Genomic DNA, 25,340 nt, shown 5'->3' with positions numbered 1-25,340 from the left:
TTGAACTCCTCCCCCAAAAAAGAGTTCAACCTTTTTTTACTTATACGATAAATTGCTTGCACTTATCAAGCAAAAAGAAATATTTATTATACCTTTGTGTTACAACTTTATATACTATAGAACTATGATAAAATACTTTCTATACTTTCTGGTCAGTCTGCTTCTATTACCCCTCTCTGCCCAGGAGCCAGCTCCCATCACTTTTGCACATATCGGACTCAATGACGGTTTGTCGCAAAGCACAGTGGTTGATATCACTCAAGACAGAAAAAACAACATGTGGTTTGCCACTCATAACGGACTAAATAAGTTTGATGGTTACGACTTTACTGTTTACCAACACAATGCTCAGAACCCATATAGCATAGGCAATGACATCATCCGCAGTTGCATTACAGACAAGCAAGGTAGAATTTGGATAGGAACGGATGAAGGGCTATCTCTTTATGATGTCAACATGGACCGGTTTGATAATTTCAGCTATCAGGAAAATGGTAAGCAACTATCTATCGACGGAATAGTGGAAGCCAACAATAAATTACTGCTCTGTTCCCGGAAAAAGAAATTATTACTGTTTGATATGGAGAAAATGCAATACTCCGAAGAACTGCCTGTCCCGGCACTTTTCTCCATTGTGCCGACCTCTGTCTATCGGCAAGATGACCACATCTATATAGGAAGTATGCAAGGTTTGTTCATTTACTCCATCCAAACCAATACTCTGGAGAACATCGCGCCCAAGGAACTGACAAACAAAGAAATATATGCCATCTTACAACAGTCTCCCATACGTCTATGGGTAGGTACGGAAGGAAGCGGATTGTTCTGTATCAATCTTCAGACCCAAGAAGTAAGTAATTATACGCATAATCCACAGATAAAGAACTCAATCAGTTCCAATTATATCCGTTCGCTCTGTCTTGACTCACAAAACACGCTATGGGTAGGCACACTGAACTCGCTGAATATTTATAATGAAAAAGACGATAATTTCAACGTCTATACCAGTGACCCGTTGGAGAGCGGCAGCCTCTCGCAAACATCAGTTCGCGATATTTTTAAAGATTCGCAAGGGGGTATGTGGTTGGGAACCTATTTCGGAGGGTTAAATTATTATCATCCTTTCAAAGACCGCTTTTCGAACATACAATCCACTTCCAAAGGAAATTCGTTGAATTGCAACATTGTGGGATGCATCAAGGAAGATTCTCAAAACAATCTCTGGATAGGAACAAACAGCGGTGGCGTAAATTTCTACAACCCACGTACACGTACCTTTAAACACTATACTACCCAAGAAGGTATCGGCTCAAATGATATAAAAGTTATCTACATAGATGAAGAAAATGATTTAATCTATATAGGAACGCATACGGGCGGCCTCAGTATTCTAAACCGTAAATCGGGACATATTGAAACAATCTGCAATAACAAGACAAATAATATCTATACTTTCGAACCTACCGAAAACGGAGAATTCTGGATCAGTGGAATCAGTGAGCTGCTACGCTTTAATCCTAAGAATAAAACTTTCACCGCCATAGCCACACAGGCTGATGGAAGCCCCTTCTTGCATAAACAAATCACAGATATTGTCCGCGACAGTAAACAGCGACTTTGGTTAATCGGTGAAAAAGGCTTGGGAGTATATACCGAAAAGGACGGGCTATTACAGCACTGTCCCATATTACCGGAACAATCACCGGTCACCTATAAAATGACTAATTGTGTATGCGAATCCAAACAAAAGGGCATTTTTTGGATTGGTACTCGTGACGGCATCTACCGTTTTGACGATAAAACAAAAGAAATCAAACAATACACTACTATCCACGGACTTCCTAACAACGTGGTACATGGAATTATGGAAGACTCTTACGGTTACCTTTGGCTCAGTACAGACAAAGGCCTGAGCCGCTTCCAGCCACAAACGGAAAAATTCAGAAACTACACAAGCTATGACGGTCTGCAAAGCAACCAATTCTCCAACAATGCATATTGCCGCACTCAAGACGGATTTATGTATTTCGGAGGTATCAACGGTATCACCACTTTCCATCCTGAGCAGTTGCCAGACAATCCATACATACCGTCCGTTGTCATCACACGCCTAAAGCTGTTTAATAAAACCGTTACCCCCAAAGACGACTCTGGCATATTAGACCGGAATATCAGTGAAACCGGCAGCATCACGCTGACAGCCAAACAATCCATGTTTTCACTGGAATTTGTTGTATCCAACTACATATCCGGCAATCATAATACTTTCGCTTATACATTGGAAGGCTACGACAGAGAGTGGTATTACACCCATAACTCTCGCACCGTTTCCTATTCAAACCTGCCGCAAGGGACTTACCATTTCCTGGTAAAAGCCGCCAACAGTGACGGAAAGTGGAATGAGCAACCCACCGAACTGGAAATCATTATCCTTCCCGTCTGGTACAAAACCTGGTGGGCTATATTGTTGTTTATCATTCTTTTCATCGCTGCCACCGTCTTCATTTTCTATTACTTCTGGATGAAGAAAAGCATGAAAGCGCAAATACAAATGGAAGTTGCCGACAAGGAGCGACAGAAAGCAATGAATGAGATGAAACTACAGTTCTTCATCAACATCTCCCATGAGCTACGCACCCCGCTCACCATGATACTGGCTCCTCTGCAAGATGTGCTCGATAAAGTGAATGACCGCTGGATACGCAAGCAACTGGAACATGTTCAGAAAAACACAAACCGCTTGCTGCATCTGGTAAACCAACTGATGGACTATCGTCGTGCCGAGTTAGGAGTATTCCACCTCAAAGTCAGACCTAATCCCATCCATCAGGTCATAAAAAGAAGCTTTCTTCTTTATGACCGGATAGCACAGCGCAGAAACATAGCTTACAACTTCTATTCCGAAACAGAAGATTGCCAGATATTGTGTGACCCTAACTATCTGGAACTAATCATCAATAATCTGATATCCAACGCATTCAAATACACGAGCGAAGGACAAAGCATCACCGTCACCCTGAAAGAAGAGAATGACAGGCTAATGCTACAGGTAAAGGACACCGGCAAGGGTATCCCGTTCAGTAAGCAAAGTAAGATATTCGAACGCTTTTACAAAGTGGATAACGAACAGATCGGCACAGGCATCGGTCTTTCCTTAGTGCAACGCTTGGTGGAATTGCATCATGGAGAAATCGAACTGGAAAGTTCTGAAGGTGCAGGAAGCACTTTCACCATCTATTTACCCACAAGCAAGGATGCTTATGAGCCCGAAGAAATAGCCACCGAAGAAGATAAGGGAAATGAACAGCTCATTCATTCAACCAATAGTGCAGAGATGCTAATCATAAGTACGGAAGCCTGTGAAGCAGAGGCAATGCCGGAAGAAACCATTGCAGAAGCGCCTACGGAAGAAGCAAGCAAGAAACGTGAAAGCATTCTTATTGTGGAAGACAACGCTGATATTCGCCAATACCTCAGTAAGGAACTGTGCCAGACGTATCTGATACTGGAAGCCGGAAACGGTGAAGAGGCCTTGGATATACTGAAAGAGCAAAAAGTAGACCTAATTCTGACCGACGTCATGATGCCGGTCATGGACGGACTGAAATTGTGCAAGCATATCAAGCAGAACTTATATACCTGCCACATTCCTGTTATCATACTCTCGGCCAAAACCGATTTGAAGGAACAACTGGAAGGTCTGCAAATGGGTGCGGACGATTACATACCCAAACCTTTTTCCATAGCTTTAGTTACCACCAAAATAAGGAATCTGTTCCGTACCCGGTATCGCGCCATCGAACATTATTCCAATTCCCTGGAAATCGAACCTGAAAAAGTTGCTCTCAATCCTATGGACGAAGAACTGCTTAAGAAAGCAGTGGAAGTGGTAGAAAAACATTTAGACAATGTGGAATTCTCAACTGATGAATTTGCCCGCGAGATGTTTATGAGCCGTTCCAACCTTCACTTGAAGATGAAGGCCCTGACCGGAGAATCGACCAATGAATTTATCCGCAAAATACGTTTCAACAAAGCAGGCAAATTATTGAAAGAGGGGCGGTATACGGTGTCGGAGATAAGCACGATGGTAGGATTCAATACTCCATCTTATTTCGCCACCAGTTTCAAGAAATATTTTGGTTGCCTGCCGTCGGAATACGGCAAGAAAGGGGATAATCAACAGGATTAAAAAAGGCTATAAACTATGGTGACATTATATCAGAACCGCATCATCGCCATATCTTCAATCTGATTGAACTTTATCCGGGAACTCTAATATAACTACAAGCTCTCCTGAAAAACGCAACCTTCAACAATCTGTGGACTACATTCGAGAAAAGGTTCCCATTGCTCCATAAAATATCCTTATGTAAGCCAAACCATACTAACAGACTCAAAAGGAAAAAGCATAAAATATAAAGTAGAAGCTGATAATCTCATAACATTCAAAACCAGTAAAGGAGAAAGCTATAAGCTCTCTTTTGCCTCTCTGCAATAATACAAAAATAAAGAAATATCGCTCTACAACTATCCTATAACTAATGTATTACACAAAAGTATAAGAAAAGTAGACATAATCGCAAGCTTTTTGTGCTGTATCAAAACATGTTTATACAAGCCCGAAAGCCTCTTATTTTATGTCCCACTATCTTTGCCAATGAACAAAATTATCAGAGTCTTATTATGAAAAACCTATTTACGACACTATTTTTATTGTGCACACTGTTTATTCAGGTAAGTGCCAATAATCCTATTCGCAAAGTACCATACCCTCAACAAGAGCATACTATTTATCTGAATCCTGCTCCGCTGATAGTTCCTTGTACCCTCAAACAATCAGACTTCCTACAGTTCAACCTATCAATGGACAAGAACTTCGAAGACGAGCACAGTATTTTATCAAAGCCTGTGCCTTGGTGTGTATTCAATCCACATCAGATACTTAACTCTGGTGTTTGGTACTGGCGCTTCCGTTCAGTTAACAAATCCGGTGAAGAAATGCCCTGGAGTCAAACCTACAGTTTTACCGTAACGGATGATACTCCTAAGTTTGCCACTCCCCCATTCAGTACTTTCTTCAAAAATATCCCTGAAGAATATTCACGCATCTACTGTTTCCTGAAAGATAACCTGGAAGAAGCACGCAAGAAAGTACGATCACATCCCGAATTCGAGGCCATGATAGACGATGGACGCAATGCGCTCAGCATGAATTATGCTAACGACACAAAACCATACAGCCGGATTACCCGTATGGCAGAAGACTGCGACAATCTGAATACAGCCTACCAAATGTTGCAACGTGACCTCTATGCTGATAAAATGGTAAAGAATGTACGTTGCCTGCTTTCCGCAGAACCCGATCCTAAAGTTATCGCCAACGACTTCAATGCCGGAGAACTGGTTTATACCTTGGCATGCACTTACGAAAATTGCTTCGACCGTTTTACGCCCAAAGAGCAGAAGCAGATAGAAACCATCATTATGAACACGTTAAGCCAATACTATACCTCACGCATACTGGGACGTGAAGAGAACATGTTTTTCGATGAACATTTCTGGCAATTCTCCTTCCGCCATTTTCTGCAAGGAGCCTTGGTATTATATGACAAATATCCTTTGGCTAAAGAATATCTGGAATATAGCTACGAACTTTGGACTTCCCGCGCCCCTGCTTCCGGCTTTAACCGCGACGGTTCGTGGCATAACGGTGCCAACTACTTCAGTGCCAATGCCGTCAGTCTGGCTTATGTGGCTACCCTATTCAGTTACTTGACAGGAACAGATTTCCTACAACATCCGTGGTACAAAAATGCCGGTTTGGGACTGGTCTATTGCTGGCAACCCGGAGCACTGAGCAGTGGTTTCGGCGACGGACATGAGAAAACAAACAGCAAGCCGTTGCGCATCCGCAGTGCCTTTGCAGACTTCCTGGCTCGTAATACAGGAGACATTTATGCAACCTGGTATTCCTCAGTCAATGACCGGTACAAAACTGAATCGGAAACACGCTTGTATCGCATGGCAAGTGGCAAACAACGCCCTGTGCAAACTCAACTGCCTACTGATACCCCCAAAGCCGTATGGTTTAAAGATTGTGGTGAAATGATAGCTAACACTGACCTGAACAATCTGAAAGAAAATATCAGTTTAAGTTTTCATTCCAGTCCGTTCGGTTCAGGCAATCACACTCACTCCAACCAGAACGCATTCAATCTGCATTATGGCGGAGAAGCTGTTTATCATGCAGTAGGCCATTACATGAAATTTGATGACCCGCACAACCTACTATCCTACCGAAACACGCGTGCACACAATTCCTTGCTGGTGGATGGTATCGGGCAACCGTTCACTCAACGTGCCAATGGCTATATCGTACGCATGTTTAACGGCGAACACATCTCTTATGCACTTGGCGATGCATCCAATGCCTACTGCGGCATCAGTGAAATCAACTATTGGAAACAGGCTTTTGCGGAAAACAAGTTGGAACAATCGCCCGAGAATGGTTTCGGAGAAACACCATTAAAGAAGTATCGCAGGCACATTTTCCTGTTACATCCCAACACAGTAGTCATTTATGATGAACTGGAAGCAGAAAAAGCAGTACACTGGGACTGGTTGCTGCACAGCCCGACCAGATTTAATATTGACGAAACCGCCGCCATTCTAACTACGGAAAACAAAGAGAGACATTTCAAGTCCGTAGCCCGGCTTTTCAGCGAACAGAAATGTAACATTACCCAGACAGACCAATATGCCGCTCCCCCAAATCAAAAGAATGCTGAACGGGGTGAGGACTTTACAAATCCATGGTCATTGACGGCGAGTTTCGGTCCCAGCAAGGCTAATCGGATATTAACCATCATCCAGATAGAAGCCGACGGAAAACAAGCTGTGGAAATAGTTCGCAATGACAAGCAGCTGCAATGTGGAGACTGGACAATCGAAGCTGAACTGAATACGAAACGTCCGGCAAGCCTGTATATTCTGAATACTAAAAATAAAGCCACATTCAGTTTCGGAAGAAAGAAAACAATGATAAACGGTCAGAGCTATCAGTGCCAAGAGAAAGATGCTTCTGTGATTTACGATACCATGGACGGAGCGTGGAAAACAGAAGAGATGAGTGACCAAAAGATACAGAGTATGGGTAAATGGTAAACCCGATTTTGTGCTGAATACGAGTAGTAATTACAAAAAAAAATAGGATATGAGAAAGTTATTAACCATCTTGCTGACATGCTGCCTGACTTTGATTCAGTCGGTATATGCAAACTGTCCCGGTCAGATTCACGAGAACGTGCGCGAAACGCCGTTCCCGCAGCAACACAACACCTTATACATCAACCCTTCCCCATTACTGATACCGTTGGAAATGAAACAATCGGACTTTCTGCAGTTCAATCTGTCGCAAGACAAACAGTTTGAAAGTGCAAGCAGCATCTTGTCCGAAAACACACCCTGGTGCATGTTCAATCCGCACAAAGTGTTAGAAAACGGCACTTGGTACTGGCGCGTGCGCTCAGTCAGCCAATCGGGCGAGACAATGCCTTGGAGCAAGACTTACACTTTCACGGTGACGGATGATGTTCCTCAATTCGTTACCCCGACGTTCGATGTGTTTTTGAACAACATTCCCAAGGAGCATACACGCATCTATTGTTTCCTCCGGGATTCGCTGGACAATGCCCGCAAAAACATGCGGCAACATCCTGACTTTGAACCCATGATTGCCGAATCGCGTGAAGCATTAGATATGGATTACCGAACAGACCAAGTGCCTTATAGCAAAGCGGGCCTGATGTACATCCATACCGATTATCTGAATACTGCCTATACCCTGTTTCAAAGAAATGTTTATGCAGAAAAGATGGTACAGAATGTCAGATGCCTTTTGGCAGTGGATGTTGACACAAAAGTGATAAACAATGATTTTAAAGCCGGGGAACTGGCTTACCTGCTGGCTTGTACTTACGAGACTTGTTATGAAAGGTTCACAGAGAAAGAACGCACACAAATCGAAGAACTCATACTGACCATTCTCAATCAATACATTCCTCATATCATTAATAAGGAAGAAATACATATATTCGACAATCACTTCTGGCAGTTCACTTTCCGCCACTTCTTACAAGCCTCATTAGCGATATACGACAAATATCCACAAGCCAAGGAATACCTGGAATACAGCTACGAACTTTGGACAGCACGTGCTCCGGCATCAGGCTTCAACCGTGACGGTAACTGGCATAACGGAACTGCCTATTTCAGTGCCAATGCCATAACATTATTCTACGTACCCACCTTGTTCTCTTACCTCACAGGAACGGACTTCATGCAACACCCGTGGTACAAAAATGCAGGAATGGGATTGGCATACAGTTGGCAACCGGGTTCGCTGAGTGCAGGCTTCGGCGACGGACACGAACAAATGAACCCGAAACCTCTGCGCATACGCAGTGCTTTTGCCGACCTTATAGCACGGAGCACCGGTGATCCTTATGCAGCCTGGTACTCTTCTATGAACGATAGATATAAAAATGAATACGAAACCCGCCTCTACCGACTGGCAAGCGGCAAGAAACGTCCGGCAACAACCGAACTGCCTGAGAATGCACCGAAAGCTGTATGGTTCAAAGACAGCGGAGAAATGATAGCCAATTCAAACCTGAAAGACAGTAAACAGAACCTCAGTCTGAGTTTCCATTCCAGTCCATTTGGTTCGGGCAGCCACACACATTCCAATCAGAATGCGTTCAACCTGCACTACGGTGGAAAAGCCATTTATCGTGCCGTGGGATATTACATGAATTTTGCGGATGCGCACAATCTACTGGATTATCGCAATACCCGAGCTTACAACACGCTGCTGATAGATGGCATCGGTCAACCTTTCACCATCCGCGCTTACGGTTACATCACACGTATGTTCAATGGCGAACATATCTCCTACGCATTGGGTGATGCCTCGAATGCTTACTGTGGCATTAGTGAATATCCCATGTGGGTAAAGAACTTTGAAAATCAGAAGTTGGAACAATCAGCGGAGAATGGCTTTGGCAAAACACCGTTAAAGAAGTATCGCCGCCACATCTTCCTGCTACATCCTGACAAAGTAGTCATCTACGATGAACTCGAAGCCGACAAGGCTGTTCGGTGGGACTGGTTGCTGCACAGTCCTATAAAGTTCTCTATAGACGAAGCGGCAAACACCCTCATTACAGAAAATAAAGAGGAAAAGCTCACTTCTGTGGCGCAACTATTCAGTGAACAGGAATGCAATATTTCTCAAACAAACCGGTATAAGGCCGATCCAAACGAGAAAATAGCCGTACGAGGCGAAGAATTTAGCAAGTCTTGGTCGCTGACTGCCAGCTTTGCTCCCAGCAAAGTTAACCGCATACTGACTATCATACAGGTACAAGCCGATGGAAAACAAGCCGTTGAGATAATTCGCAACGGGAATCGTTTTCAATGCGGCAACTGGATGATTGAGGCGGAACTGAATGCCAAACGCCCCGCCGGCCTCTATATCCGTAACGTCCAAAACAAAGCGACCTTCAGCTTTGGGAAAAAGAATCCTGAAGTTAACGGCAAAGCCTATCAATGTCAGAAAGCAGATGCCTCCATGCTGTATGACAAAATAGACGGAGAATGGAAAACACAGGAGATGAATGACCGGGAAATGCAAATTTCCGGTAAAATGAATTGAAACAATGTATTATTATATTTTTAACCTCTTAAAAATTTTATTATGACTGAAAAAACAACTCAAAGGAGCCTCTTATCACTCCTATTGGTTTGTTGCATGCTATTTCTCTGCAATTTGGGAATAGTGGCACAAGACACCTCTTACAAAGGTAAAGTGATCGATGCAACCACCAATGAACCTTTAATCGGCGTTTCCATTCTGGAAAAAGGTACCTCCAACGGTGTCATAACGGATATTGAAGGTAACTTTAATATCCAGACAAGTCCGGAAGCCATTCTCGTCTTCTCCTACATCGGTTATACCACCGTTGAAAAAAAGGCATCGGAATGTAACGGAATAACCATTAAACTCGCTGAAGACTCAGAGATGCTTCAAGAAGTAGTAGTGGTGGGTTATGGCGTACAAAAGAAAGTAAATTTATCGGGATCTGTATCCGCCATTGATGGCGAACAGATTGCTGCCAAACCATCAACGGATGTACTATCCGCTCTGCAAGGTGAATTGCCGGGCGTAACCATTACACGTAGCAGCGGACAACCCGGCTCGGAAGCCGGTTTGCAGGTGCGTGGATATTCATCTGTCAATGCTACCCAGACATTAGTACTGATCGACGGCGTAGAAGGTAGCTTGTCGCAGGTAAATGCTGAAGACATAGCTTCTATCTCCGTATTGAAAGACGCCGCTTCTTGTGCCATCTACGGTGCTCGTGCAGCGGCAGGTGTCGTGTTGGTCACTACAAAGAACGGCACGGAAGGTAAACCCAAGATTTCATACAATGGTTATGCTTCGTTCAATGTTCCGGGAAATATGCCCGAACGTATTCCTTCTTGGGAAGAACAGACTTTTATCAATAACTCCCGTTTAGACATTGGCGGTCCCGAATGGAATGCTGAAAAATCCTCCTGGGTAGGAAATCCCAACTTCAATTACCGCCCACTGAAAAACGGGCGTTGGGACTTGTTTGATAGTGTAGACTGGCTGGGCGAAGGTACTAAAAACTTCACCTTGCAACACAACCACTCTGTATCAGTCAGTGGAGGTACGGACAAGGTGAACTACCTGTTATCCGCCAACTATTTCTACAAAAACGGTCTATTGCAATATGGCCCCGATGATTACGACCGCTATAACTTAATGGCTAAGATGAATGCTAAAATCAACAAATACATAGAGTTGGGCATTAACATTCAATATCAAGCCAATAACACGTCAGAAAGTTCTTATGGTTCAGAAAACATCTTCAAGCTGCTCTATGAGAACCGTGGACGTCAACCCATCATGCAGCCCGAAGCTGAGAACTACAAGAATCCTTACAATGGAGACTTGCAGCTGAACCCTATCGACCTGATGAAGAACGGCGGTGAGAAAAACGTCAAAAAAGAATCGTATATCGGCAAAGCGCAGTTGACCATCAAAGATTTTATCAAGGACCTGCGCATCAATTTAAGCGCTTCACGCAGAGCAGGCTATGCCTCACAAGAGAAAAACATGCGTACACTGACCTGGTACAATTACGCTGGTAATGTTCAACGCACAGCAAATCCTGCCAACTCTCTGTTCAAAGAGAAATATTCTGACTATCACGATGTATTGGAAGCGACTGCCAACTACAACTTCAGCCTGAAAAACGCTCACAACATTGGTGTACTTGCAGGTACTTCTTACGAGAATTACCGTCTGGATAAGATTGGCGGTACTGCCAGAAATATGTTATCCAACGACTTTTTCTCTTTCAATTATTATGATACTTCTATTGCAACAAACAGTGAATTGAGCGATGAAATAGGCACTTGGGCCATGATGTCCTACTTTGGAAGAATCAACTATAACTATCAGGAAAAATATCTGTTCGAAGCCAATGTGCGCTATGACGGAAGTTCACGCCTTGCCCCCTCTAAGCGGTGGAGAGCTTTCCCTTCCGTATCAGCAGCATGGCGTGTAAATGAAGAAAAGTGGTTCAACCTCGGTTGGGTAAGCAGCCTCAAACTACGTGCTTCCTGGGGACAATTGGGTAACGGTGCCGTATTAGGTCTGTACGATTATCTCCCTCTGATAGATTACAAACAAAACAGTGACAAGATACCTGCCACCTATCAAGGAGAGAAATGGTTCTACCAGTCAAGCATGGCTTCAGAAGACAAAACCTGGGAAATCATCGAAACAACCAACCTGGGCTTCGACTTCGGTTTCCTTAACAACCGTTTGACAGGTAGCTTCGAATACTACTGGAAATTCAACAACGAAATGTTGTCCAACCTCCAGCTACCTTCACAAATAGGCATTAATGTCCCTAAAATGAATATCGGTAAGTTAAAGACCTGGGGATGGGACTTCAATATCAACTGGAAAGACCAAATCAAAGATTTCAGCTATCAAGTAGGCTTCAATATCTCAGACAGTAAGAATGAATTAGTACAATACGATGGTGCCAGTGTAGTGGGTGAAGGTGTCGTTTCCTTGTTGGAAGGTTATCCGATCAATACTATCTGGGGATATAAAACCGACGGTTTCTGGTCGAGCCGCGAAGAATATCTCAAATATAAAGAGGAACACCCCGGATATAAATCATTCAATGATAACATCATCAGTGGCGGTGACGTAAAATATGTGGCACAAGGCAATCCGGACCACACAATCGGCGTAGGTGATGGTAATCCGGAAAACTCCGGCGACTTGGTTTGCCTGGGCAACACCACGCCCCGCTATTTATATGGTATCAGTCTATCCGCCCAATGGAAAGGCTTTGATCTTGCAGTCATGTTCCAGGGAGTAGGTAAACGTGACGTAGTACTGAATGGCTCCATGTTCCCGCTGTTCAAAGCAGAAGAAATGCCCTGGACTATTCATCGCAACTACTGGACAAAAGATAATCAAGACGCTTTCTGGCCCCGCTTGTATCAGTATAAGGGTGATAACTTCAACAGCAAACCGGCAGACAGGTGGATGCAAGATGCTTCTTACTTACGTTTGAAGAATGTGACTTTAGGTTACACAATACCTGTCAACAAGAAGTATATGGAGAAACTGAGAGTTTATGTTACCGGACAAGACTTGTTTGAATTCACAGACATGCTGTCGGTAATGGACCCTGAAGCAGAGAATAATGCAACCAGAGCACTCTATCCATTCTTCCGCAGTTGGACAATCGGACTAAATGTTACATTCTAAAAGAGATAAAAGATTATGATAAAGAAAATATATTCACTGCTTATCTGCGTGATTCTTGTAAGCAGTTGCTCACTGGACAGAGAGCCAGAAACAACATTGAGCGATCCTAAATTCTGGAAGTCAGAAGCTGATTTAAGAGGCGCTTGCAATCGCCTGTATATCGATCTTCCCGGTTTTCTTACCGGAAGAGGACATGATTTGCGTTCCGAAGAATTAATAGGAACCACTCCCGACCCGATATCTTCCGGTAGTCGCGGTATTCCCGAAAAATCAGCAGATTGGACCGATCCGTATAATAAGATTGGTGTTTGCAATAATATCATCATCAAAGGGGAGACAGCTCCAATTGCCGAAACTGCCAAAAACCGTTGGATAGCAGAAGCTCGCTTCTTCCGTGCTTTCCATTACTTCGACTTGGTAAAAAAATATGGAGACGTACCTTTGATTCTAAAAGTTTTCATAAGTACAAGCGACCCTGATATTAAAAAAGAAAGAGACTCGCGCGAAACGGTCATACAGCAATGCTACGAAGACTTAGAATTTGCTTGCGAATGGTTGCCGGAGATTGATGCACTCTCCGACGTTTCCAACTGGGGACGTGTATCTCGTTCAGCCGCCTTAGCAATGATCACCCGCATCGGCCTATACGAAGGGACTTACATCAAGTACCATAACTTGCAAGAGGGAGACAGCAGAAGCCATCTGAAAAAAGCAATCGATGCAGCAGAAACAATGATCTATACTGAAAAGAAACATTCACTCTACCCCAATTATCAGAACCTTTTCTATTTTGAAGGCGAAGGACGCCAGAATAAAGAGAATGTATTTGTAAAGATCTATGGTCCCAACGGTGCTTCTAATGCCATTGTTTATCACAACCAATCGTCAACCAAGGCAACTCAGGTGAGCCTTACCCGACAAATTATTGATAACTATTTGTATACGGACGGATTACCAAGAACAAAATCAGCTCATTATATAGTAGACGTTAAACATGATGACGTATTCGTGAACCGTGATCCCCGCATGAGAATGACTATTTTTGCTTATAAAGAAGTAGCTTTCAAAGGAGCTGAATACCGCCCGTTCGATCAAGTAAATCACAGCGGCAAAGGCTACCCTATCAAAAAAGGATACATGAACAGTGAATTCAATACCAACGGCCAAGAAACGGTTGACAAAATGATTATACGCTACGCCGAAGTACTGCTTTCTTATGCCGAAGCTCTTTATGAGTACAACGGTGAAATCAGTGATACCAAACTGGATGAAACAGTCAATCTCATCCGTAAACGTTCGGGATTTGATGCGGTACTGTCCAATCAGTTCGTCAGTGCCAACCAACTGAATATGCTTGAAGAAATACGTAGAGAACGCATTGTGGAATTTATCGATGAGGATATGCACTATGATGATATCATACGCTGGAAAACTGCTGAGAAGCTGTTGCCGCAGGCTTTATTAGGCATTTTATTCAATCCCGATGAGAGTACCAAGACCGATAAGGAGCTAAATTATCAGTTTACTGACGAAAATGGTTACTACAAAGGAGTAAAGCTTTACGACCAGCCCAACATTTACGTAGGAGAAGATATTTCCGGCCGTAGCTTCAATCCTGAACGCGACTATCTGTATCCGGTTCCTTCATACGAGATATCTACATCCGGAGGAAATATCAAACAAAACCCAAAGTGGAACAATTAATAACAAGAAAATATGAAAACTCTATTTAATAAAATTACATTCCTCTGTATCCTCGCCGTAAGTTGCGTGTTTGCAGGATGCAGCAACGACCATGACGAATGGGAAAATGGTGACCCGGCTCTGGCTCATGTCTATTATTATTGCTTCGAGAAATGGGGAGGTATCCCCGGTGGAAACGATGTCAGCTATTCTGTAAATCAGGGTGAAACCATTGCGATTCCCACTCAGTTCTACAGCAATTTTACACGTAGCTACAGTCCTATAGTATATTATTATACTTCGGCTACTCCAAAAGAAGAAGCACTGGTATATGGCACCGACTATGTTGTAGTCGATGAAAGTGGTAATACACTGACACCTGATGCTTCAGGAGCTTACGAAATGATATGGCCCAATGCCAAGAAGGGAGTACGAAACATTTATATCAAGACTCTGAACGGCAAGAAAGGTTCTTTCCGTGTATTGACTTTTTCTCCGGAAAAGAAAATGGACGTAACGGATGTCAGCACTACTTCCATCGTAAAGACCGAAGAGTATGAAGTGCGTGCCATATCAGAAAACTACTTTGTAACTGTTGTTATTAAATAATAAATCAGATCCATCTATCTGAAACTGATAAATTAAGAACGGATGGGGATAATAGCTCTTCATCCGTTCTATCATCTATCAATCAAATTCTGAAACCATGACCCATACACTATTAACAAAACCTCTATTGTGCAGATGCAGCAAGTCTGCAATCATCTGCTTTTTGCTCTTGACCGTTTTTCTTTCTTCCGCCCGGGCAAAAGACTCTGCAAATGACATTTTCTCATTGCTCAATCTTGATTATCCCGGACTGGAACAAGTCAAAGCCCTCCATAAAGCAGGAGAAGAAGACAAAGCCGCCCAAGCGTTGTTGGACTATTACCACCACCGCAAGGGAATTGTGAACCCGGCTATCGACCTTAACGACCTGAGCATCAGCAAGCGTGAACAGAAATGGGCGGATGAGGCGCTGGAACATACATTTTATGTACACGATGGCTACCAACCTTCCTTCAATTACGGCAAAGATATTAACTGGCAATACTGGCCGGTTCAGGATAATGAACTTCGTTGGCAGCTTCACCGTCATAAGTGGTTCACCCCGATGGGGAAAGCATATCGAATCAGTAAAGACGAGAAATACGCTAAAGAATGGGCCAGCCAATATCTGGATTGGATAAAGAAGAATCCTCTGGTAACAGTAAATCAGGAAGAATATGAGATTGCAAGCGCAGGTGAAGTAAAAGGAACTGCTGAAAACGTACGCTTCGCGTGGCGTCCGTTGGAAACCAGCCACCGGTTGCAGGATCAAATACATCAATTCACTTTGTTTGTTTCTTCACCCTCATTCACTCCTGAATTCCTGACGCAATTCCTGATAAATTATCATCGGCATGCCGATCACATTCTTCACAACTATTCGAAAGCGGGAAACCACTTATTGTTCGAAGCGCAACGTATGTTATATGCCGGCACGTTCTTCCCCGAATTTAAAGAAGCCGCCGCATGGCGCAAAAGCGGTATCGACCTGCTGAACCGTGAGATTAAAAAGCAAGTGTACGAAGATGGCGGACAGTTTGAACTCGACCCGCACTATCATCTGGCTTGCATCGAAATCTTCGACAAGACTCTACAAATGGCAGACGCCAATGGTTTCCGCCAGGAGTTTCCGCAATCATTCATTGATACCGTAGAGCGGATGATTGTGTTCTATATGAATATTTCCTATCCCGATTATCTGAATCCCTGTTTCAGTGATTCCAAGAAGGACAACAAGCCACACGTGCTGGCACATTACAGGAACTGGACCAAAATGTATCCCGAAAACGAGCAAATCCGTTACTTTGCCACAGAAGGGAAAGAAGGAAAGCTACCTGCCAATCTCTCTCAAGGTTACTTGAAATCAGGTTTCTTCACCTTCCGCAACGGTTGGAAACAAGATGCCACAGTCATGGTGGTAAAAGCCGGTCCGAAAGGAGAATGGCATTGCCAGCCCGATAACGGCACATTTGAGCTTTGGTTCAATGGAAAGAATCTGTTCCCGGACAGCGGTTCGTATGTTTATGCCGGCGACGACGAAGTAATGAAACTCCGTAACTGGTTTCGCCAAACGGCAGTACACAACACGCTGACTCTGGACAACAAGAATCTGGAAACAACAGAATCCGTTACCAAACTATGGAAACCGGAGGGGAATGTACAAATATTAGTCACAGAGAATCCCGGCTATAAAGGTTTAAAACATCGCCGCTCCATATTCTTTGTCGACCGGCAATACTTTGTCATTGTCGATGAAGCCATTGGAAGTGCTGTCGGTAACATAAATCTGCATTATCAACTCTGCGACGGAAAAGTAGACATTACCCCAGAGAACCTGTCCCTGACCTCTGATTTTGAGGGAAACAGCCAGGTGAAATTACAATGTTTTGCTAATAAAGGAACTGTATTAAAAGAAGAAGAGGGTTGGTTTTCAACAGCATATCGCCAACGTACAAAGCGCGTAGCCCTTTCTTTCAACACCGATAAAAAAGATAAGGAAACAGTACGCTTTATCACTGTCATATATCCGGCTAAAGATAAAAAAGATTTCCCCGACATAAAAGCCCGCATCAAGAATGCAGACCAAGAACAAAAGTCTATGGAAATAGAAGTCACAATAAACGGAAGCAAACAGTTACTAAACTATCAATTATAATAGCATCCCCTATTATGACTATTTTTGTCAATAACGAAAATCATCAAATAACTACTTATATGAAAAGAAATTCTCTATTCCTTGCAACAGCACTTCTCATCAGTCTTGCAGGTTGCAAAAGTGCCCCGGTTCAAGAAGAAACCTGGATAAGTAATGCACTCGACGTTGCTTCCTGCCAGTTAAAGCAGACGGCTGAGGAACTGACCGGTACCAACCAGATACCGCGTTCCGTATACTCTGGCTATGACATGAACTTCCTTGACATTCAACTACAACGTAAGGACAAGTCATACATTGATTCTTTGCATCCTAATCCGTCTGCCAAGGAACTATTGCAGAGGTACATCTGCGGCATTGAAGACTGGACCAGCGGATTCTTCCCCGGCAGCCTTTGGTATGCCTACGAAATGACCGGCGACGAAAAGCTGAAGAGTCGTGCCATTCAATATACCAATATGCTGAATCCGATACGCCGCCTGAAGAATACGCACGATGTCGGTTTCATGATAAACTGTAGCTATGGAAATGCACTTCGACTGTCCCCTAACGACACTATCAAAGCTGTTATCATGGAAACAGCAGATAATTTATCCGCACGCTTCAATCCTGAAATCGGCTGTATCCGTTCCTGGGACTTCGGTGAATGGAATTTCCCCGTTATCATCGATAATATGATGAATCTGGATTTACTGTTCAATGCTACAAAACTTTCAGGAAATCCCAAGTACTATGATATTGCCGTAAAGCATGCGCAAACCACAATGAAAAACCATTTCCGCCCGGATTATACCTCTTACCACGTAGTCAGCTACAACAACGATGGAACTGTGGAAAAGAAACAGACCCATCAAGGTAAAAACGATGGTTCTGCCTGGTCGCGCGGACAAGCTTGGGCAGTTTATGGCTACACTTCATGTTATCGCGAAACAAAAGACACTGCTTTCCTTCAAGAAGCTACAAACATAGCGGACATGATTATGAAAAGAGTAACTACCGACGACTGCATTCCATATTGGGACTATGACGCACCGACAGGTAAAAGCACTCCGAGAGACGCCTCGGCAGCAGCCATTACAGCCTCAGCATTACTTGAACTCAGCACCTTGGCTCCGGAAGGAAAGAAATATTTCGACTATGCCGAAACCATTCTGAAGAATCTTTCCAGTGATAAATATTTGGCAGTGAAAGGCAGCAATCAAGGATTTGTACTGATGCACTCTACCGGTTCACTTCCTCATGGCTCGGAAATAGATGTGCCGCTGAACTATGCAGACTACTATTATCTGGAAGCTATACAGAGATATAGGAATCTAACTAAGTAATCAGATTGTTTGACAGGGTAAATCCGTTACTGATGTATGATACGAAAGTAACGGATTTTTTTAGGATAAAAGACAATCCGGATATTTCAGTCAAAGATATAAAAAAACAAGTCATAATATCACAGAATATCATTTTACAATCTGCCTCAATCTGTGATATATATCGTACCTTTGCCGCACAATCATTAAATTGACAACACAATGGAAAAAGAATCATTTGATTATTCAAGAGTTCCCCATAACTTTGGTCTGTGCGCGACAGCAGATTGCCCTCATGCCGACACTTGCCTACGCCGGATTGCGTATAACCATACTCCGGCAAGTGTTACTTTTCCACCTACACTGAATCCGAAAACGATTGAAGCTATGGCAGGGAAGTGCGAATATTACCGTTCCGACAAGAAGGTGCGCTATGCCAAAGGTTTTGTCCGCACCACGGAAGCACTGGCTGTCAGTGCGTCAGGAACGTTCCGCTACGGGCTGATTGGTAGTTGGGGAATCAGAAAATATTATCAGAAACGGAAAGGAGAAACTTTACTGTCGCCTGCCGAACAACAAAGAGTGACGGCACTGGCCAAAAAGTTGGGCTTGCAACAGGAAGAGTATTTCGATAGCTATGTAGAAGAATACAACTGGTAGCAAGGCTGCTGTCGTCCGGCATACAACGGATGGGCAACCACATCTTACAAACGAACAGCCGTGCCCCGGCAGGTGAATGAATTTCACCTTACGGGGACACGGCTGTTTCTTTTCATGGTAACTTGGTTTACCCCAAATGGTAACTCCATTTACATGCCGAGGTAAAGGTCGTTACATACCGAGGTAAAGAGCGTTACAATAGGAAGTAAAGGTCGTTACATACCGAGGTAAATGCTTTTACATTAGGAGGTAAATAAAATGTAAATGCAATACACTGATAGCCAGAGTACTAAAGAAAAGCATTCCTAAAGCATCAGATTCAAATCCTCAATCTTTAAAGAACAGCTTCTTCCGCAGCACATTCGTACCATCACTAACCACCACAATATAGAATCCACCTTGCATGCCGGATAACTGCAGGGAATTAGTATTCACTTGCTGTAGTAACACGCGTCGTCCCGACAAATCAATGATCTCAACCTGATTGTTCACATCATTCTTCAAGCCACTCCAGGACAACTGGTCATTATAATAATAAATCTCTCCTGCTGATTCGGCAACCTCCGGTGATATACTTGTGGGAGTATCGTCCACCAACGCGGCGTAGAGCTCATGAATAGACCAATATCCACCCTTCGTCCCGGTCTGGGTAATTTTGAAGTGTGTTGCCGTCTCTTCCGGAAAGCCGATAATCAGAACGGAAGTGCCGTTTTTCCCTTCGGCTACCAGTTTCCAGTCAGCGTTAGCACCATTCTTCACATACAGTTCGTAACCGGCAGGACCGTCACCGGGACTTTTGGAAGAATCCAGAATTATCCTGTTGAGCTTATTGGCAGCATTCATATTCACAGTAACCATCTGACCGGCTTTTTGTGACTGCCCTGTATCCCACCGGGTGGATACATTGTTATCGATGGCATTACGGGCATTTCCGTTGTTCACACTGGCGGTGATGCTCCACTTGGTACGGCTCAACAGAGCATCGGTAGCTTCAAAAACGGGTGTAAGCGTAAGATTGGAATCCCATTCACCCATCAGTTTGATTCTCCACGATTCCACATCAAGGACGCTGGAAGCAACGAATGCCTGTTTTTCATGACTTGAGTTGGCGATACTGGCATCGGACTTCATATTTACTACCGCATTATGCATCCGTACTTTACCTGTCGTCTTGGGCAGATAGAAATGATAAGTATTACCAGTAGTGGCAAAGTTGACCTGATTCATCACCAGGTTTCCATTGTTGATAACAGCCGAATGCTTGGGGCCTCCCCACAGGTCGATACCATAAAACTCGGCATTTCCTGTAAATGTTTCACCCAAAGTAATGTAGCGGGTATCGGGGAAAGCAGTGCTCTTTGCTTCAAGGGCAACCAACTGCGTGTTCACCAACGGAAAACCCGCACTGCCCAATGCATTGAACATGGCAGCATTCATCGAACCGTCTATACCTAATCCAAGTACCTTGCCGGAAGCCGCCTTGCCTGCATCAGACTTGTCGAACACAATACCTTCGTATCCTCCGTAATGGAAATCATTGTAGAGAATCTCATCCGTACAGTCTTCCACCGTAATAAAACGAAGTTCCTTCATATTCTGATCGTATGCCTTGCCGTTATCAGCATCGGCATTATTAGACCAAGAACCAAATTTAGTTTCGGCGCCACAAGCGTAGACGATGGTATTGAACTGCATATTATTCACCATACCGCCTTGCGAGCCTCCGCCTATGCGAATTATATTTTTGAAGGCATGCCCCGCCAGATAGTCCACATAGTGGTTGTCACACTTATTGCTGAACAAATCCAGCCCGTTCCAAGCTGCACGTATGCCGACGTTGACAATATAGATATCTTTCCCTTTCCCCTGAATGGTGTACGGATACTGTGCCATTGCAGGCAACATGGAAGAGAGCTGTTCAGGATAGTTAATGGAGATTCCACGGACACCACTACCGGCTTCAAGTTTCAGGAACGATTCTCCTGAAGGTTGTCCTTTGCCTGCATACACCTCAAAGATGGTTCCGTGACCGCGTGGAATACTTCCAAAATCCGCTGCACCACGCAGTTCTACGCCGGTGGGAACAGTGAGGGTACCCAGCATCTTATACCGACCACCGGGAAGGTAGACAATACCGCCACCATCGGCTTTAGCTTTGTCAAGAGCACTTTGTATGGCCGCTGTGGCATCCTTTGCACTATTCAGACCGCTACGAATGGCACTTTGGATACTCTGCGTATTCGTAGAGGAATTGAAAGGCACAACGAAGGGTTCAATACCGAAGTCAAGGACATTATAAAGCGCTATGCGGGCAGGTTTTGTTTCAGGAACACGCAAGTCGGGAAATTCCGGAAGTTTTTTTCTTTCTGTCAGAGCAGTATGATCTATGTGGCACTCGAAAAGCGAGTTATTCTGAACATCCGCCTTCTTGGCAAAGCGATTTCCCCTGAGAATACAACGTGCATCAGAACCTATGAAAACTTGCGGCGTATTGTTATTGAAGTCACAATCCGAGGCCACAAAGTCACCGGACAAACTATTCACAGCACCACCCTTCACGATGCATTGCTCCATCATCAAACGGGAAGAAGAACCGGACTCCATCAGTACAGCATTCTCGCGAGCGGATATCTCGCATCCGTATAGCTGTACAGGCCCATCGGCAGAAGATACGACGATACCGTTTTCACAATTCTCCATCTGCATGCGGGTGAACATGATACCGGAAGAAGAACTTCCATCAATATGAATACCCGTCTGGCAGCCTTTTAAGTTGAAACCATAGTTGTGACCATTCGGGTTCCCGTCTCCGGACATACTGTTTCCGGTCTTAAAACCACAATTATACCCTTCTATATCAACAAAACAAGTGTACGACCAGTCATTGCGGCGCATCACAATGCCTGTTCCATTCTGATAAATCCAGTCCGCATAAGCCGAACCTACCTTCGGTGCACCTTCCAGACCGGAACCTGCCCAATAATCAGGCGAAAAATGAATCCACTCGAAGCGACCGACATCGGCTATATTGTCAACCTCAATACCACGCGACAGCGGAGTACCGTATACATCGTAGATATTAGGACAGCCACCTCCATTCTTACGGGACAAGATTATGCCGCTATAGGAATTCACCAACGTCACATGACGTACATTGCAATATTCATTGCCCCACACACCATCGCGGCCATACAGTACCGTAGGCGGATAAGGTATAATTTTGTCAGGGTCCTGATGCGGATACCAGATAGAAAGATAGGTCAATGCAGTGGAGGGTTCCATCGTAATGAATGAGTTCGACTCTGTCTCATTTCCTCCTTTACTATCCACCATCAGAATTGTCCCTTCAATTGGCGCCCCTTTTACCGGACGTTTCCATTCACCACGCATCGTCACACCGGTAGGGATATACAGTTTCCCGGAGATACGGTAGCGCCCTGCCGGAACAAAGAGCGTACCACCCCGGCGATTCTCACCCAATTTATTCAATGCCGTCTGAAAAGCACTCTGCGAGTCTTTCTCCCCCGTAGGGTCGGCATTAAAATCAGTGGTTACGGTGTACGTAGCCACTCCCACATCATCCGCCGGATATTCATCCGACGCAATTAATTTCCAGTTACCAGGCTTATCATTCGATTGTGCCTGTACACTTACAGCTAATAAAGCTGAAACAAAAAGAAGTAGTAATTTTTTCATGCGAATTCAATTATTAGATTACAGATTCTATCTATGAAAGGAATTATACTGCAAATATGGGCTGGGGACGTTAATGGAAGAATTAATAAGTCATTAAAAACAACCTAATTTTCGTGCCTGAACTTAAAATCGGGGTATTAAAATAAAAAAGCGGACCGCAAGTAAGAAAATACTCGCAGTCCGCTTATCACTTCAGCGCTTTAGCGCCTGATTATTTCATTATTTATTCTTCATCCATCAGGATTTCCAGAATCTGGCAAGCAGCCTTGGCTACCGGAGAACCCGGACCAAAGATGGCAGCTACACCGGCTTTGTACAAGAAATCATAGTCCTGTGCAGGAATTACACCACCGGCAATCACGATGATATCCTCGCGGCCCAACTTCTTCAATTCCTCAATAATCTGCGGAATCAACGTCTTATGTCCGGCAGCCAGTGAAGAAACACCCACTACGTGAACATCGTTTTCAACTGCTTCGCGGGCAGCTTCGGCAGGTGTCTGGAACAATGGTCCCATATCCACGTCGAAACCACAGTCGGCATAACCGGTTGCTACCACTTTGGCACCACGGTCGTGACCGTCCTGACCCATTTTTGCTACCATGATACGAGGTTGACGTCCCTCTTTCTTCGCAAACTTCTCAGCCAGTTCACAAGCACGCTTGAAGTCGCTGTCGTTCTTACTTTCTGATGAATACACGCCTGATATAGTTCTGATTACTGCTTTATAACGTCCTACAATCTTTTCGCAAGCATACGAGATTTCACCCAGCGTAGCGCGAACACGGGCAGCTTCAACTGCCAACTCAAGCAAGTTGCCTTCCTTGGTTTCCACACATTTGGTGATAGCTTCCAATGCTTTCTGTACAGCTGCCTCGTCGCGTCCTTCTTTCAAAGTCTTCAGGTTGGCAATCTGTTCCTGGCGAACAGCCGTATTGTCGATTTCAAGGATATCAATCGGAGCTTCTTTCTCCAGACGATACTTGTTCACGCCGACAATAGTCTGAGAACCGGAGTCGATACGTGCCTGCGTACGCGCAGCAGCTTCTTCAATACGCATCTTAGGAATACCGGTTTCGATGGCTTTTGCCATACCGCCCAGCTTTTCTACCTCTTCAATCAATTCCCATGCTTTATGAGCCAGGTCGTTTGTCAGAGACTCTACATAGTAAGAACCGCCCCATGGGTCAACATTCTTACAAATATAAGTTTCTTCCTGGATATAAATCTGAGTGTTACGTGCAATACGTGCAGAGAAGTCCGTCGGCAAAGCGATGGCCTCATCCAGTGCATTGGTGTGCAATGACTGAGTATGTCCCAGTGCAGCAGCCATAGCTTCGATACAAGTACGGCCCACGTTGTTGAACGGGTCTTGTTCGGTCAACGACCAACCTGAAGTCTGGGAGTGTGTACGCAAAGCCAGAGATTTCGGATTCTTCGGATTGAACTGTTTCACAATCTTCGCCCACAACATACGTGCAGCACGCATCTTGGCGATTTCCATGAAGTGGTTGGTTCCGATAGCCCAGAAGAAGGACAAGCGCGGAGCGAAAGCGTCGATATCGATACCTGCGGCAACACCTGCACGGAGGTATTCAAGACCGTCGGCCAATGTGTAAGCCAACTCGATATCAGCCGTAGCACCTGCTTCCTGCATGTGGTAACCGGAGATAGAGATAGAGTTGAACTTCGGCATCTTCTGTGAAGTATATTCAAAGATATCAGAGATAATCTTCATAGAGAATGCAGGCGGGTAAATATAAGTGTTACGCACCATGAACTCTTTCAGGATATCATTCTGAATCGTACCAGCCATTTCTTCCAACTTAGCGCCTTGTTCCAGACCTGCATTGATATAGAATGCCAGAATCGGAAGCACGGCACCGTTCATTGTCATTGATACGGACATCTTATTCAAAGGAATACCATCGAAGAGAACCTTCATGTTCTCCAGTGAGCAGATAGATACACCTGCTTTACCAACGTCGCCTACCACACGTTCGTGGTCGGGGTCGTATCCGCGGTGTGTAGCCAAGTCGAAAGCAACGGACAAACCTTTCTGTCCGGAAGCCAGGTTACGGCGGTAGAATGCATTAGACTCTTCGGCTGTGGAGAATCCGGCGTACTGGCGGATAGTCCAGGGACGCAGCGTGTACATCACTGAGTAGGGACCACGCAGATAGGGAGGCAAACCGGCAGCATAGCCCAGATGTTCCATGCCTTCGAGGTCTTCTTTCGTGTAAACAGGCTTCACTTCGATGTGTTCCGGCGTTTTCCAGTCAGCATGGATGCCGTTAGCCTTCTGCCACTCAGCACCGTTCACGGGCTGGAATGCGGCATATATATCTAAGTTCTTAAAATCTTTTCTCAT

The 25,340-nt window shown here is 44.3% G+C and carries 11 protein-coding genes; 9 read left to right on the top strand and 2 right to left on the bottom strand.

Annotated features, from left to right (window positions below; genetic code table 11):
- Positions 1 to 124 precede the first annotated feature (124 nt).
- From HMPREF9447_RS15430 to HMPREF9447_RS15390, 9 genes are all read left to right on the top strand, one after another.
- Positions 125 to 4,192 carry a hybrid sensor histidine kinase/response regulator transcription factor gene (locus HMPREF9447_RS15430; protein ID WP_009130678.1) on the top strand — a complete coding sequence of 1,356 codons (4,068 nt, stop codon included), beginning with the start codon at positions 125 to 127 and terminating at the stop codon, positions 4,190 to 4,192.
- Between the two features lie 494 nt (positions 4,193 to 4,686).
- Complete coding sequence (locus tag HMPREF9447_RS15425; protein ID WP_044138267.1) at positions 4,687 to 7,167, top strand: DUF4962 domain-containing protein; 2,481 nt, start codon at positions 4,687 to 4,689, stop codon at positions 7,165 to 7,167.
- A 49-nt stretch (positions 7,168 to 7,216) separates the two neighbouring features.
- On the top strand, positions 7,217 to 9,718 hold the full coding sequence (locus HMPREF9447_RS15420) for a DUF4962 domain-containing protein (protein WP_009130676.1): 2,502 nt from the start codon (positions 7,217 to 7,219) through the stop codon (positions 9,716 to 9,718).
- 42 nt (positions 9,719 to 9,760) lie between these two features.
- Positions 9,761 to 12,886 carry a SusC/RagA family TonB-linked outer membrane protein gene (locus HMPREF9447_RS15415; protein ID WP_009130675.1) on the top strand — a complete coding sequence of 1,042 codons (3,126 nt, stop codon included), beginning with the start codon at positions 9,761 to 9,763 and terminating at the stop codon, positions 12,884 to 12,886.
- Between the two features lie 15 nt (positions 12,887 to 12,901).
- Positions 12,902 to 14,590, top strand: coding sequence for a RagB/SusD family nutrient uptake outer membrane protein (locus HMPREF9447_RS15410; RefSeq protein WP_009130674.1), 1,689 nt, complete (start codon positions 12,902 to 12,904; stop codon positions 14,588 to 14,590).
- 12 nt (positions 14,591 to 14,602) lie between these two features.
- On the top strand, positions 14,603 to 15,178 hold the full coding sequence (locus tag HMPREF9447_RS15405) for a hypothetical protein (protein WP_009130673.1): 576 nt from the start codon (positions 14,603 to 14,605) through the stop codon (positions 15,176 to 15,178).
- Positions 15,179 to 15,275: 97 nt separating this feature from the next.
- Entirely contained in the window at positions 15,276 to 17,312 is a 2,037-nt protein-coding gene (hepC, locus tag HMPREF9447_RS15400) for a heparin-sulfate lyase HepC (RefSeq protein WP_044138218.1), read from the top strand.
- Positions 17,313 to 17,371: 59 nt separating this feature from the next.
- The gene (locus tag HMPREF9447_RS15395; RefSeq protein WP_044138265.1) at positions 17,372 to 18,634 is read left to right on the top strand and encodes a DUF4995 domain-containing protein; all 1,263 of its coding nucleotides are present in this window, start codon (positions 17,372 to 17,374) and stop codon (positions 18,632 to 18,634) included.
- Between the two features lie 201 nt (positions 18,635 to 18,835).
- The gene (locus HMPREF9447_RS15390) at positions 18,836 to 19,273 is read left to right on the top strand and encodes a DUF6078 family protein (protein ID WP_009130670.1); all 438 of its coding nucleotides are present in this window, start codon (positions 18,836 to 18,838) and stop codon (positions 19,271 to 19,273) included.
- Between the two features lie 327 nt (positions 19,274 to 19,600).
- Here HMPREF9447_RS15390 and HMPREF9447_RS15385 read toward each other — a convergent pair whose 3' ends face one another.
- On the bottom strand, positions 19,601 to 22,969 hold the full coding sequence (locus HMPREF9447_RS15385; protein WP_009130669.1) for a glycosyl hydrolase family 28-related protein: 3,369 nt from the start codon (positions 22,967 to 22,969) through the stop codon (positions 19,601 to 19,603).
- Positions 22,970 to 23,192: 223 nt separating this feature from the next.
- Positions 23,193 to 25,340, bottom strand: coding sequence for a methylmalonyl-CoA mutase (gene scpA, locus HMPREF9447_RS15380; protein WP_009130668.1), 2,148 nt, complete (start codon positions 25,338 to 25,340; stop codon positions 23,193 to 23,195).

Source organism: Bacteroides oleiciplenus YIT 12058, from assembly GCF_000315485.1.
Classification (GTDB): domain Bacteria; phylum Bacteroidota; class Bacteroidia; order Bacteroidales; family Bacteroidaceae; genus Bacteroides; species Bacteroides oleiciplenus.
This window is presented reverse-complemented; position numbering and strand designations above follow the sequence as displayed.